This window comes from Kribbella sp. NPDC055110 (assembly GCF_053607525.1).
This window is the reverse complement of the sequence record NZ_JBSGTS010000012.1, coordinates 116,418-129,349: the sequence shown is the minus strand read 5'-3', so window position 1 is coordinate 129,349 and position 12,932 is coordinate 116,418. Positions and strand designations below refer to the sequence as shown.

The 12,932-nt window shown below is 68.7% G+C and carries 10 protein-coding genes; 2 read left to right on the top strand and 8 right to left on the bottom strand.

Annotated elements, in window-relative coordinates:
• Positions 1–36 precede the first annotated feature (36 nt).
• From radA to ACWF0M_RS20610, 7 genes are all read right to left on the bottom strand, one after another.
• Positions 37–1,437, bottom strand: coding sequence for a DNA repair protein RadA (gene radA, locus ACWF0M_RS20640; RefSeq protein WP_452237300.1), 1,401 nt, complete (start codon positions 1,435–1,437; stop codon positions 37–39).
• A 9-nt stretch (positions 1,438–1,446) separates the two neighbouring features.
• A complete protein-coding gene (locus ACWF0M_RS20635) occupies positions 1,447–2,736 on the bottom strand; it encodes a hypothetical protein (RefSeq protein WP_452237299.1) in 1,290 nt (429 codons plus the stop codon).
• A complete protein-coding gene (locus ACWF0M_RS20630) occupies positions 2,733–4,505 on the bottom strand; it encodes an ABC transporter permease subunit (RefSeq protein WP_452237298.1) in 1,773 nt (590 codons plus the stop codon). Before ACWF0M_RS20630 ends, ACWF0M_RS20635 begins: the two co-directional genes overlap by 4 nt.
• Positions 4,505–5,752 carry an ABC transporter substrate-binding protein gene (locus ACWF0M_RS20625; RefSeq protein ID WP_452237297.1) on the bottom strand — a complete coding sequence of 416 codons (1,248 nt, stop codon included), beginning with the start codon at positions 5,750–5,752 and terminating at the stop codon, positions 4,505–4,507. The genes ACWF0M_RS20630 and ACWF0M_RS20625 overlap by 1 nt, the downstream gene beginning before the upstream one ends.
• Positions 5,742–6,293: a hypothetical protein gene (locus ACWF0M_RS20620; protein WP_452237296.1), complete on the bottom strand. Its 552-nt coding sequence runs from the start codon at positions 6,291–6,293 to the stop codon at positions 5,742–5,744. Before ACWF0M_RS20620 ends, ACWF0M_RS20625 begins: the two co-directional genes overlap by 11 nt.
• A gap of 90 nt (positions 6,294–6,383) precedes the next feature.
• On the bottom strand, positions 6,384–7,079 hold the full coding sequence (locus ACWF0M_RS20615; RefSeq protein ID WP_452237295.1) for a class I SAM-dependent methyltransferase: 696 nt from the start codon (positions 7,077–7,079) through the stop codon (positions 6,384–6,386).
• A 4-nt stretch (positions 7,080–7,083) separates the two neighbouring features.
• Positions 7,084–8,283: an MFS transporter gene (locus ACWF0M_RS20610; RefSeq protein ID WP_452237294.1), complete on the bottom strand. Its 1,200-nt coding sequence runs from the start codon at positions 8,281–8,283 to the stop codon at positions 7,084–7,086.
• 133 nt (positions 8,284–8,416) lie between these two features.
• Here ACWF0M_RS20610 and ACWF0M_RS20605 point away from each other — a divergent pair, with 133 nt between their 5' ends.
• A complete protein-coding gene (locus ACWF0M_RS20605; protein ID WP_452237293.1) occupies positions 8,417–9,841 on the top strand; it encodes a beta-N-acetylhexosaminidase in 1,425 nt (474 codons plus the stop codon).
• A 63-nt stretch (positions 9,842–9,904) separates the two neighbouring features.
• Here the strand turns inward: ACWF0M_RS20605 and ACWF0M_RS20600 are convergent, their stop codons facing one another.
• Positions 9,905–11,701: a glycosyl hydrolase family 28-related protein gene (locus ACWF0M_RS20600; protein WP_452237292.1), complete on the bottom strand. Its 1,797-nt coding sequence runs from the start codon at positions 11,699–11,701 to the stop codon at positions 9,905–9,907.
• Positions 11,702–11,761: 60 nt separating this feature from the next.
• Here ACWF0M_RS20600 and ACWF0M_RS20595 point away from each other — a divergent pair, with 60 nt between their 5' ends.
• Entirely contained in the window at positions 11,762–12,835 is a 1,074-nt protein-coding gene (locus tag ACWF0M_RS20595) for a LacI family DNA-binding transcriptional regulator (protein WP_452237291.1), read from the top strand.
• Positions 12,836–12,932 lie beyond the last annotated feature (97 nt).

Genomic DNA, 12,932 nt, shown 5'->3' with positions numbered 1-12,932 from the left:
ATGCTCCGTCTCACCTGTGGCGTTGGCCACACGGGGTCAAGCGAGGCCGGCGGCCATCAGGGCGGAGCGGAGGTCGGGGGCGGCGAAGGTGCGGAGGCCGTACTTCTTCTGGATGTCCATCGGCTTCACGTCCTTGCTCCGGTTCGGGATGTCGGCGGGGACGATCGCCTTGGTGAACCCGAGCCGGGCGGCTTCCGCGAGACGTTTCTCCAGACCGCCGACCCGCCGTACCTCACCGGCCAGGCCGACCTCGCCGATCGCGACCAGCCCGGGGTGGATCGGCTTGTCCATCACCGAGGACGCGACCGCGATCGCGACCGCGAGGTCCGCGACCGGCTCGGTGATCTTCACGCCGCCGACGGTGGCGACGTACACCTCCTGGTCGGCCAGCTTCAGGCCGGCCCGGTTGCCCAGTACGGCGAGGACCATCGCGACCCGGGACGACTCCAGCCCGGACGTTGTGCGGCGCGGTTGTGGTGCGGCGGACGGGCCGACCAGTGCCTGTACCTCGGCCAGCAGCGGCCGGCGGCCCTCCATCATCACGGTCACGCAGGTGCCGGCCACCGGCTCGGCGTGCTCGGAGACGAACAGTCCGGTCGGGTCGGTGACCTCGACGATCCCGGTGTCGACCATGTCGAAACAGCCGACCTCGTCGGACGGGCCGAACCGGTTCTTGGTCGCGCGCACCATCCGGAAGCCGGAGTGCCGGTCGCCGTCGAACGCGAGGACGACGTCGACCAGGTGCTCGAGCATCCGCGGGCCGGCGATCGCGCCGTCCTTGGTGACGTGACCGACCAGCACGACCGCGATGTGCCGCTCCTTCGCGAGCCGGACCAGCGCGCCGGTCACCTCGCGGACCTGCGTCACGCCGCCCGGCGCTCCGTCGACCTCCGGGTGCGCCATCGTCTGCACCGAGTCGATCACCAGGAACGTCGGCTCGACCGCGTCGACCTGACCGACCACCGCGCCGAGATCGGTCTCGGCCGCCAGGAAGAGTCCGTCGACGAGCGCGTCGGTCCGCCCGGCCCGGAGCCGCACCTGTGCGGCCGACTCCTCACCGGAAACGTAGAGCGTCCGCTGGCCGCCGCGGGCCGACTGCGCCGCGACCTCCAGCAGCAGCGTGGACTTGCCGACGCCCGGTTCACCCGCGAGCAGGATCACCGCGCCCGGCACGACACCGCCGCCGAGCACGCGGTCGAGCTCGCCGATGCCGGTCGGGCGGGACTCGGCCTCGATCGCGGACACCTTGGCGATCGGCATCGCCGGCGACGTCACCGGGCCGGCGGTGATCCGCGCGGCCTTCGGCGCACCGACCTCGGCGACGGTGCCCCAGGACTGGCACTCGCCGCACCGCCCGATCCACCGCGCCGCGGTCCATCCGCACTCCGAGCACGCGTACGCCGCCTTGCCCTTCGCCTGAGTCCCCGCCTTCGCCATGAGATCAACCTATTTCAGGCCGCCGACAAAACGTCTCAAGGCACGTTTCAGCCGGGTGCCCGCCGTACGGCGTGGCGGGTCGTCGGGGACGACGGGGAGTTCCGAGATACGGCGGGCCGCGTCGAGGTATTTCGTGAGGATCTCGCTCTCCGACGTACGCAGGGTTGCGCTCCGTTCGAGCAGTCCGAGTGCGGTGTCGAGTTCGCCGTCGACGACGGCCGCGGAGCCGAGGTGCTGCAGGCAGCGGGCATGGCCTTCGCGTTCGTCGATCTCGGCGTACAGGTGGGCCGCGTGCTCCCACCGGCTGCCGGCCTCGTGCGGGTTGCGTCGCATCCACGCGGCCACGCCCATGAGCTCCAGCGCGTGAGCCTGTCCGCTCAGGTCGCCGGCTGCGGTCGCACGGGCGAGTGCGGGTCGCAGTTGGTCCAGGGCGCCTTCGCCGTCGCCCTGGTACAGGTGCACGACTGCGAGGTTGATGGAGATCGCCACGTCGGCTGCGAGGTCCGGACCGGGGCGGGCGAGTCGGGCGTCGTCCAGCCGGTCGCGTGCGTTCAGTACGGCCTCGTCGCGGTCGTTGCCGGCGGGTGCGCGTTCGGCGCGGGCGAGGTGCAGCAGGGCGCGTTCGACCTGGCGCCTCATCTTCAGCGCAGCCGCCGTACGGCCGTGGGTCGCGATGTTGTCCGAAACGCCCAGACGGGTGCTGGCGGTGTCGAGGTCACCCAGCATCCGGTACGCCGTTGCCGCGCGGGCAGCTGCAAGCTCTGCAAGACCACGGCGCCCGCTGGCCTCGGCTGTAGCGCTCAGGAGCTCGCTGAGTTGGAGGAGAGCGTCGGGATCGGGACGGCGTACGTACCAGGCCTCGAGTGCGTCGCAGATGCGGGCGAAGTCGTCGACTGCCGCGTTCTGCGGGTTCTCGGTCGCGACCAGGTCGCGAAGCCAGTCCTCGTTCACCGTGAACCACTCGGCCGCGGCCATCCCGCCGGCGTCCGATCCGAGCGCGATCATCCACTGCTCGGCTTCCTCGGCCGCCGCGTGGAGTTCGCTCGCACCCTGGAGACGGCGGTCGCGCGCACGCCGGCGCCGCGCGCGCAGCCGGAGGTACGAGATGACCACGAGCAAGGCGGCCACGGAGTACCCGACCCATTGCACGATGCCGCGTTGGCCGAGGCTCTGGTTCAGCAGTTGTGACGTGAGGTCGGTGAGCAACGCGGACGCGACACCGCCGACGACCAGGGAGAACTCCTGGATCCGCGACTGCTCCTCTGGCTCCTGCGGCGGCTTCGGTCGCTCCTCACTCATGGCCTGCTCCCTGTCGTCAGTCCACGTACGAGGGTCCGCCAGAACGACAGCATGAGAACCGCAGGTACTACCGACGCGATCACAGCCGCAGCGGCGACCGGTCCGCTCGACGTGGAGAACTGCCGCGCCTCACCCCACAGCACCAGCGACAACGGCGTCGTACCCGGTCCACTGATCAGGAACCCGACGATGAAGTCGTTCCACACCAGTGCGAACTCCAGCACCGCAACAGCAACCAGTGCAGGACGGTAGGTCCGCTGCACAGTCGCCAGTACGGCGCTCTGTCGCGCTGGACCCTGTAGCGCCTCGGACACGAGTGCTGGCGGTGCAGACGCGAAGGCTGATCGCAGGAGCAGTACGGCGAACGGCAGACCCGCAGCCGCATGTACCAGAGCCAGTGCGACCCGGGACCCGGCCAAGCCGGCTGTGTCGATCGCGTCCCGCAGCGGAGCGGCGTACATCTGCACTGGCGTCACGGCCAGTACTACGAAGACACCCATCGCGATCCGCCCGAGCCGCGTCGGCAGACCTCCCCAGGCGACCAGGTAGGCCGTCGGTACGGCGATGACGAGCAGGACAGCTGTTGCCGCTGCCGCGATCACCAGCGTGGACAGGAGAGCCCGGAACAACCCGACGTTAGCCGCAGCAGCGAACGACGAGAACCCGAGACCCGACAGCGACCACCACCCGCGGAGACCGGCCTCCCGTGGCGAGTGCAACGCCGTAGCGACGAGTACGACACCCGGGAAGATCCACACCAGTGCGACAGCGAACCCGATGAGCCAGCCGAACCGCCGTACCCTCCGGCTCGGTTTCGGTCGCCCTGGTGACGGATCCGGCCGTACGACGGTCACCGGCATCGCCCACCGCCGCCGGCGCAGCCCGCGTACCCCGATCAGCCCGACCGCCGCGACGATCGCGAACAGCACGACACCGAGCGCCGCCGTACGTCCTGAGTCGCCTCCTGTCGTGGTAGCCCGCCACCAGTTCAGCCCCAGTACGTCGGCGGACCGCTGCATCGACCCCGGTACGACGATCAGCACCAGGTCGAACACCCGCACTGCCGCAATGACCAGTGTCAGCGTGACCACACCGGTGACCGGACGCAGCAGTGGAATCTCCAGCGCCCGCAGCCGTCTCCAGCCCTTCACGCCCTCAGCTGTGATCGCCCGCGACACGTCGTCCGGTATCGCGTCCAGACCGGCGCGGAAGAGCGACACGACGTACCCGAGCCAGGTCCAGCCGAACGCGGACACCAGCACCAGCCAGAACAGACCAGGACCCAGCCACACGGGACTGGTGCCGAACAGCCGCGTCCAGACGGCAGTGATCGTCCCGCGTTCCGGTGTGGGGTCGAAGATCAGCCGGAACGTCGCACCGGACACCAGCACCGATACAGCGAACGGAATGACCAGTGCGGGCTGCAGGAACGTCGTGACCGCCGGGAGCCGATAACTCAACAGGGCAAGGAAAAATCCGACCACAACGGTTCCGAACGCGACCAGCACCCACAGCAGACTGTTGCCCACGGCATGTAGCGCGGACGGGTCGCCCATCACCGCGAAGTTGCCGAGCCCGAACCCGCCACCTGTCCGGAACGCCGCCACCACGGTCACGCCGATCGGTACCAGCAGCAGACAGCTCAACAGCAACGCCGGCAGCCCCAGCAAGTACGGTCCGGCCGGTCGGCGCGGTTTGCCCTGCACGGGTCGGCCGGTGATCTCCCGGCCGACAACCTCGAGTGACAGGCCGTTGGTCTGCAGGCCCATCAGCCCTCCTCCACCTTCCGCAGCTCGGTCATCGCGTCGTCCACCGCATCCGGTACGGCGGCGTCGCGGCGGCCGACCGCGATCAGGAAGTCGGTCAGCACGCGCCACAGCCCGTTGATGTCCCCGATGCGACCGAGCCGGTCGGACAGGTCGAACTGCAGTTGCTCCCCAGGCCTGGTCAGCTGCTCTGCGAGCCGGGTGAGCTCGGGGGAGTACCCACTGGTCCGTCCGTCGACCAGGAACCCGCCTTCGGTGATCCACGGGTCCGCTGCGGTCGGTGCGGACAAGCGACGTACCAGATCGCGTGCGGCTTCCGTGGTCGGCTCCGGCAGCACCATCACGTCACCTCCGACGACAACGGGTGCGGCCGCGCCCGCAGTCATGGGAGGGAATGTGAAAAGCCCTATGTCGTTGGGGTCTGCGGCAAACGAGCGCACCACCGGTTCGGCGAAGTCGGACGCGAGCACCATGGCCGCCTTGCGGTGCCCGAACACCTCCACCAGCGCGTCCGGGAACTGCTGGACGAGTGACTCCTTCACTCCGCCCGCCAGCAGGTTGGGCGCCGACCACATGGTGCCCAGTAACCGCAGCGCGGCCCCGAACTGTGGCTGCTGCGACGGCCGCGGATCTGTCGCCGTGGCAAGACCTAAGTACACGGACGGCGCGATTCCCAGCAGGACGTTCTCCAGGAAGTCGGTGAGCACCCAGCCGTCACCAGCGGCCAGCGCCAACGGTGTGACGCCCGCCTGGGTCAGCGTCCGGTTCAGCGTCAGCCACTCGCTCCACAGCCGCGGCGGTTGTACGCCGACCTGCCGGAACACCGAGGGGCGGTACCAGACCGCGGACTTGTGCGCTGTCTTGAACGGCACGCCGTACGTCGTTCCTTCGTGGACCAGGAGCTCTTTCCACAGGCGGGCCTGCCCGAGTGGTGCGATGTCGTCGGGCATCGGCTCCAGGTCAGCCAGGTGGCGCGGCACCAGACCTGGCTGCGGCAGCATGACGACGTCCGGTCGGCGAGTGGAGCGGGCACCGAAAGCGGTAGAGATGTCGTCGCCGAGCGGTACGACCTCGACCGGGTAGTCCAACGCACCCAAGCCGGCTAGGACCTTGTGGAACGCGCGCAGCTCCACCCCACTCCAGCTGACAGCCACCCGCACCGCACGCCGCAGTCCCAGCACGTCGCTCGAACAGCCGGCGAGCAGAAGCGTTGCAGCGGTCCCCAGGAACGCTCTGCGGCTACTCAGCATCGGCAAACCCCATAGTGCGTGTCGCACTGGTCGTGATGAGCAGCAGAGCGGCTGAGGCGAGGTCAGGATTGGGTCGGAGCGACAGGAGCGATCCCCACGTAGGCAGGCCGTTCGCGTCCTCCAGCACGATCGCTCGCGGGTGGGCGCCGAGTGCCCGGGCCACTCCGGCGAGGCGGCGACGGCCTGCCGTGATCTCGTACGGGTAGCGGTCCAGCACGTCCTCCAGCCCACAGCCGATCGCCTTGACCACACTGGCCTCCCGCGCTGCCTGTTTGGTGATCGACTGCGACGTGCGGTGCCCGTGCATCACGTTGCCGAGCACAGTGAGGTGGGGGAGCAGGCCGCCTTCGGCAGGTACCAGCCGGACCCGTCCGCCGGTCAGCACCAACGCACCGGGCGGTGGCTCGTCCAGTCCGGTCACGATGTCGGCCAGCCTGCGGCGGTCGGCTGCCTGAGGCACCACCACCGCACGCTGCTCACCTACGTCGATCCGGAGCCGCCCCGGCAACCCCGGTACGTGATCGAGCAGCAGTCCGTCCATCCGTGGCTGGTGCCTCCCAGAAATGCCCCGTCGAATGGTTCGTCAACCCTATGAGGACCGAAGGTCGGTCTGCAGACCACAGAGTGTCGTCTAGAAGGTCCGGCTCCACAGGTTGATCGCGTAGTCCACCTCGACGCCGGTGTGCGAGGCGAGGATCCGGCGTGCGTCCTTCGGGGTGAACTCGATCTTCACCACCGCCTCCAGATCGGCGCGGGTCTCGAACCGCCAGCCCATGTCCAGCGGCGTCCGGTGCCAGCCGCGGTCGGTCCAGAACCGCTCCACCACAGGCGCCTTGATCATCGGGTACGACGTACTGAACCACTCACCGAACGTCGAGCGGCTCCCGTCGTTGTCGATCACGAACGCGGTCCCGCCGCGGCGCATCACCCGGTCCAGCTCGGCCAGCCCGGGCTCGCACCCCGGCCCGAAGAAGTACGCCCAGCGCGCGTGCATCACGTCGATCGACGCATCCGGTACCGGCAGATGTTGCGCCGTACCCTGCCGTACGTCGATGTTCGGCAACGCCCGGGTACGTCGACGTGCTGCCTCCGCCAGTGCTCCGTGTGGCTCGATGCCGATCACCTGTGCGGCCGTCGCGGCGAACGTCGGCAGGTGGAAGCCGGTGCCGCAGCCGATGTCGAGCACCGTCGCGCCGGCCCAGTCGCGGATCGCCCGCATCGCCGGCTCGATCACACCGTTCGGGTCGACCGCCCGGTTCTCGACCTCGTACACCTTCGGGTGGTGCCAGATGTTAGGACTCGGGATCCCGCCCTCCGCGATGCTCACACCGCTAAACCCTAGCTACAGCCTGCTTGGTGGTAGCGGCGAGTAGGGCTGCCGGAATGAGGAGGATGCCGCAGAAGACGGCCAGCCAGTGGAAACCGAGGTACGCGAGGACGGGGCCGGCAGCTGTGCCCGAAAGGGAAGCCAGGACGCCCATCGTCAGATCCGACAGGCCCTGCGCCGACGTACGGATGTCGTCCGGGACGGACCGCGACAGCAGCGTGGAGCCGGCGACCAGACAGGCGGACCAGCCGAGGCCCAGGGTGAACAGGGCGAGTCCGGTCAGCGCATGCGCGTCGTCCGGCGCCACCGCGGCCAGTGTCATCGCGATGGCGAGGATGCCGAGGCCGATGCCGATCGTGGGGATCCGGCCGAGCCGATCGGCCAGCCAACCGGTCAGCGGGGACAGGGCGTACATGCCGGCCACATGTCCGCTGATGACGAAGCCGACGATGGTCAGCGAGGCACCGTGGTGGCGCAGGTGGACCGAGGTCATCGACATCACGCCAACCATCACTGCGTGAGCCGTCGCGATCGCCAGCAGACCGAGACGCGCGTGCGGGATGCGGATGACCTGCCGGAACGTCTCGGCCAGCGGCTGGCGCTCCACCTTGCCCGGCCGCACCTGACTGCGCATACCTACCCACACCGTGGCCGCACTGAGGCCGAAGGCGACGACCGAGAACACGTACGGACCTGCCAGCGCCAGGATGCCGAGTGACGCGCCGACCGAGCCGCCTACACCGGTCAGGTTCGGACCGATGATCACGCCGATCGTGGTAGCCCAGACGACCAGCCCGAGCGAACGGGCGATTCGGCTGGGCTCGGCGGCGTCCGTGGCGGCGTACCGCGACTGCAGGTTGGAGGCCGAGCCGCTGCCGAACAAGCAGCCTGCGGCCAGCAGCAAGGCCAGCGAGCCGATCTGCGCGGCGACGATCGTCAGTGCAGCGCCGACGAAGGCGATCAGGTAACCGAGGCTCAACGACACCCTGCGACCGTGCGAGCGAGCCAGACCGGCCAGCGGTACGGCGAGGACGGCGGCGCCCAGTGTGGTCGACGTGGCGACCAGACCGGCCATGGACGTGGAGCCGGACACGTTCTCCGCGAGCAGCGCGGCGACGGCGAATCCGCTCGCGGTTGCGACCCCTCCGAGCGCGTTGCTCGCCACCAGAACCCGCAGTGTCGTCCGCTGCCGCTCTCTTGTCACGGGCAAACCCTCTCATGAACCTGACATCGAACGTAGGTCGATTGTTAGTGCTTGCCTTCATTGCTTCTGCGCAGTTCCGAACAGACAATAGAATTCGTCCTGACATAATCGACCCGCGCTCACTGGAGTCCCGATGCCCGACATCGCGATCGTCCCTGCCCCGCGAGAACTCACCGTCGACGAGGGCCGGTGGATCACCGCCGACCCGGTCGGTGAGGCCGTCCGGGACGTCGTCGAGAACCTCGACCCGAACGAGTACCGCATCGACATCAGCGCGGACGGCGCCCGGCTCACGGCCGGCACCGAGGACGCGCTCCGGCACGCCGAGACGACGTACGCGCAGCTGGTCGAGGCCGCCGAGCCGGCCGGGAACGGGAAGGTCGCCGTACCGCTCGCCCATGTCGAGGACGCGCCGCGGTTCGGCTGGCGCGGGATGATGCTCGACGTCGCACGGCACTTCCTGCCGAAGGAGTTCGTCCTCAAGATCATCGACGTGCTCGCGCTGCACCGGCTGAACGTGCTGCACTTCCACCTCACCGACGACCAGGGCTGGCGGGTCGAGATCGAGGCGTACCCGAAGCTGACCGAGGTCGGCGCGTGGCGGGCCGAGACCATGGTCGGCAAGATGTCGCACGGCCAGACGGAGTTCGAGTACGACGGCACGCCGCACGGCGGGTTCTACACCAAGGACGACCTGCGCGAGATCGTCGCGTACGCCGCGGAGCGCGGGATCACCGTCGTACCCGAGATCGACCTGCCCGGTCACATGCAGGCCGCGATCACGGCGTACCCGGAGCTCGGGAACCACCCGGACGAGCAGTTGACGGTCCGGCAGTACTGGGGCATCAGCGACGACGTGCTGAACGTGAACGACGCGACCGTCGAGTTCGTGAAGACCGTGCTGCGTGAGGTGCTGGAGATCTTCCCGTCGCCGTACATCCACCTCGGCGGCGACGAATGCCCGTCGGTGCAGTGGGCCGAGTCGGAGGCGGCGCAGAAGCGGCAGGCCGAGCTCGGGCTGGACGAGCCGGGGCAGCTGCAGGGCTGGTTCACCGCGCAGGTCGCGGAGGTCCTGGCCGAGGAAGGGCGTCGACTGGTCGGCTGGGACGAGATGGTCGACACCGACTGCCCTCGCGACGCGGTGATCATGGCGTGGCGGAGCGCGCAGCGCGGTGAGGTCGCCGTGAAGGCCGGCCACGCGACCGTGATGGCGCCGTGCGAGTCGGTGTACTTCGACTACTACCAGGGCGACCCCAAGACCGAGCCGCTCGCCATCGGCGGGAACATCCCGCTGGAGAAGGTGTACGACTTCGAGGTGATCCCGGCCGGGCTGTCCGACGAGGAGAAGGCGCTGATCGTCGGGACCCAGTGCCAGATCTGGACCGAGTACATGGAAGGCCCGGAGCAGGTCGGCTACATGCTCCTTCCGCGCCTGTCCGCCTTCGCCGAACGCGCCTGGGGCTCCCCGAAAACGTCGTACGAAGAATTCCTCACCCGCCTCCGCCCCCACCTCACCCGCATCGAGCGGATCGGCGTCAACTACCGCCCCCTCGACTGACCTTGAGCACCGGCCAACCATTCCGACCGCCCGGAAATGGTTGGCCGGTGCCCAAAGACGGTGTCAGTTGGTGGTGAAGGTCGTGGGCGAGTTGTTCTGGAAGGCGATCTGGCCGGGGCGGAGGTTCGTCGTGGTGGTGCCGGTAAAGGTGCCGGTTCCGGTGACGCCGCTGTTGACGAGGATGCCCTGGTTCGCGGGGCCGTCGATCGTGGTGCCGGTGAGCGACGCCTTCACGAAGGTGCGGTCGATGAACAGGCCGGCGCGCAGCGAGCCACGCAACGTGTTCCCGCTCATCGTGACGTTCGTGTAGGCATTCGGGAACAGCGAGGTCGGCGCCGGTGAACCGATCCGCACACCGTGCCGTACGCCGTTCCACCCGCCGCCGCCGATCAGCGTGTTACCGGTGATGGTCGCGGACTCGAGCGGCTGACCGGTGTCGCCGAAGATGCTGACCTCCAGCGCGCTGTTCGACGAGACGGTGTTGACCAGGTTGTCCCGGACCTCGACGTCCTTGCCGCCGGCGATCCGGATGCCGTTGGCCCAGTACGGCGCGACCGCGGTGTTGTTCAGGATCTTCGTCCCCACCATCTGGCCGTTGGTCCCGGTCGCACCGGCATCGGAGTACGTCGCGAACGCGTCGTCGCCGGTGCCGCGCGCGAAGCTGTTCTTGATGGTCAGGTTGTGCCCGAGCTTGTCCGGGTTCGGGGTGTTGCTGTTGTTCGCGTTGAACCCGTCGCCGTAGCTGTCCGCCGTACGGCTGTTCTGCAGGACGCCGTTGGTGCCGGACAGCCAGTTGGCGTCGGTGTGCCGGGTCCAGACGTGGTCGATCAGCCAGCCGCCGGCGCCGCTCGCGTTGAAGCCGTAGTCATCACCGCCCGCTCCGCCGATACCGCGGTACGTCGCGTTGGAGTCGACCTGCAGATCGGAGACCGTGGTGCCTGAGCCCACCAGGATCTGCGACCGCCAACTGCTCGGCGGGGGCGAGAGCGGCACGCGGCGATAGATCGTCGTGTGCCACATGCCGGCGCCCTGGACCTTCACGCCGGTGAAGTTCAGCGGCGTCGGAGCGACGCTGTTGGTCAGGTACTTGCCGGCTGGGATCCAGACCGTTTTGCCTTGCGCCTTCGCGTCGTTCACCGCGTTCTGGATCGCGACCGTCGAGTCCTTGGCGAACGTCGGGTCCGCGCCGTACGAGACGACCGACAACGAGTTGGCCGGCTGGGCGAGCGCGCCCGGGGCGTTCTCCAGGTCGACCGAGTCCAGGTCGTACGCCGGCGCCGTACTGGAACTGTCCTTGCGGAACATGATCGTGCTGCCCGGTGCGATGGCGGCGCCGCTGACCCAGACCGGGAACTCGTTGTAGAAGTGGAACGCCCGGCCGCCGCCGTTCGGGTCGTCGGGGGTGGTGGTCGAGTTCTGGTAGTTCCAGGACTGCGTCGAGCTCAACGTGATGTTCTGGCGGAAGACGCCGTTCACGTACAGGGCGATCGGTGCGGTGATGCCGCCACCGGTCGCGGTGTCGGGAAGCGAGGAGCGGACGACGAGGGTGTTCGCGGGCTTGCCGGTGGTGTTCCGCAACGTGACGGAGGAGCCGGCGGTCGTGAGCTCGGTCAGGGCGTAGCCGGAGGCCTCGAGTTCGAGGGTCGCGGTGCTGGGGACCGTCGTACCTGGCGTGATCTTGCGGATCGTCGCGCCGCCGGCGAGCGTGCCGCTCTCGGCTTCGAGGGTGGTGAACGGAAGGGTGGCACCGGCGGCCTGGATCTTCTTCGGTGCGGCGGTTGCGGAGGTTTGGCTGCCGACGACGCCTGTCAGGAGCAGGGCGGCGCAGAGCAGGTACGGCGTGGTGCGGGGCGGATGCATCGACTCACCTACCGATTTAGTATATTAATTGGGCTTCGTATGTTAACGAGAGGTTGACCGGTGAGCCAGAGGTCGCCGCTGTATCAGCAGATCAAGCAGGCCTTGCGCGCGGAGATCGACGCCGGCCGCTTCGATCCGGCGGCGCCGTTCGTCACCCAGCGCGAGGTGTGCGAGCGGTTCGGGGTCAGCTCGATCACCGCCGTACGTGCCCTGAACGACCTTGTCGCCGAGGGCGTTCTGGTACGGCGTCGTGGGCTCGGAACGTTCGTTGCGCCGTCGCGAGCACGGCTGTCCCGGTCCGGTGTGATCGCCTGCATCGTCAACGGGTTGCACGGCCTGCGCGGCGCGCACGTAGGGAACATCCTGGGCTCGGCCGAGGAGGTCTGCGCGGACCGTGGGTATCAACTCGTCCTGCAGAACTCGGCCGAGTCGACCCAGCGCGAGGAAGGTGCATTGCGCCGTGCGCTCGACAACCGCGTCGACGGAATCCTGCTGTATCCGGTGCAGGGGCGCGCGCACCCGGAGGCGTTCGCGGAGGTCAGCCGGCGGGGCGTGCCGCTGGTGATGATCGACCGCTACCGGCCCGACGTACCGAGTGATGCGGTAGTGGCTGACAACGCCGACGTCGGGCTGCGGCTGACCGAGCAACTGATCGCGATGGGGCATCAGCGCATCGCGGCGCTCTGGGGCGAGACCGAATGCACCAGCGTCACCGACCGGCAGGCCGGTCACCGGCAGGCGCTCCGGGCGGCGGGCCTGCCGATCCGTCCTGATCTTGCGGTACTTCGGCCGTACGAACCTCTGGACGAGAAGCACCGGCTGGCGTTGCTCAGTGGTCTGTTGAGGTCGTCGGAGCCGCCGACTGTCCTGCTCTGCGCCAACGGGTATGTGCTGGCGATGGTCGCGCACGACCTGTCCGTGCTCGGACTCCGGATCCCCGACGACATCCAGCTGGCGTGCATGGACGACTCCGGTCCGTTCGAGACCATTCCGCTGGCCGCCGAGGCGGTGCTGCCCTCCGCGGACCTCGGCCGGCAGGCGACCGAACTCCTCATCGAGCGCGTCACCCAGTCGGTGGTCACCCCGCCGCGGCAGATCGTCCTCCCCATCGGTCTGCGTGAGCGCGTCCGATAGTTGATACCTCAGTTGCTGCTGGGGTAACCAATTCCCGGTGAAGCCTGTTGTGGGGGTGTAGACGCACTCTCGAACGACGACCACGATGGTTTGCCGG

Bases quoted from the DNA above. Each gene is read 5' to 3' on its own strand.
- radA (WP_452237300.1), bottom strand. From the start codon at position 1,437: ATGGCGAAGGCGGGGACTCAGGCGAAGGGCAAGGCGGCGTACGCGTGC.
- ACWF0M_RS20635 (WP_452237299.1), bottom strand. From the start codon at position 2,736: ATGAGTGAGGAGCGACCGAAGCCGCCGCAGGAGCCAGAGGAGCAGTCG.
- ACWF0M_RS20630 (WP_452237298.1), bottom strand. From the start codon at position 4,505: ATGGGCCTGCAGACCAACGGCCTGTCACTCGAGGTTGTCGGCCGGGAG.
- ACWF0M_RS20625 (WP_452237297.1), bottom strand. From the start codon at position 5,752: ATGCTGAGTAGCCGCAGAGCGTTCCTGGGGACCGCTGCAACGCTTCTG.
- ACWF0M_RS20620 (WP_452237296.1), bottom strand. From the start codon at position 6,293: ATGGACGGACTGCTGCTCGATCACGTACCGGGGTTGCCGGGGCGGCTC.
- ACWF0M_RS20605 (WP_452237293.1), top strand. From the start codon at position 8,417: ATGCCCGACATCGCGATCGTCCCTGCCCCGCGAGAACTCACCGTCGAC.
- ACWF0M_RS20600 (WP_452237292.1), bottom strand. From the start codon at position 11,701: ATGCATCCGCCCCGCACCACGCCGTACCTGCTCTGCGCCGCCCTGCTC.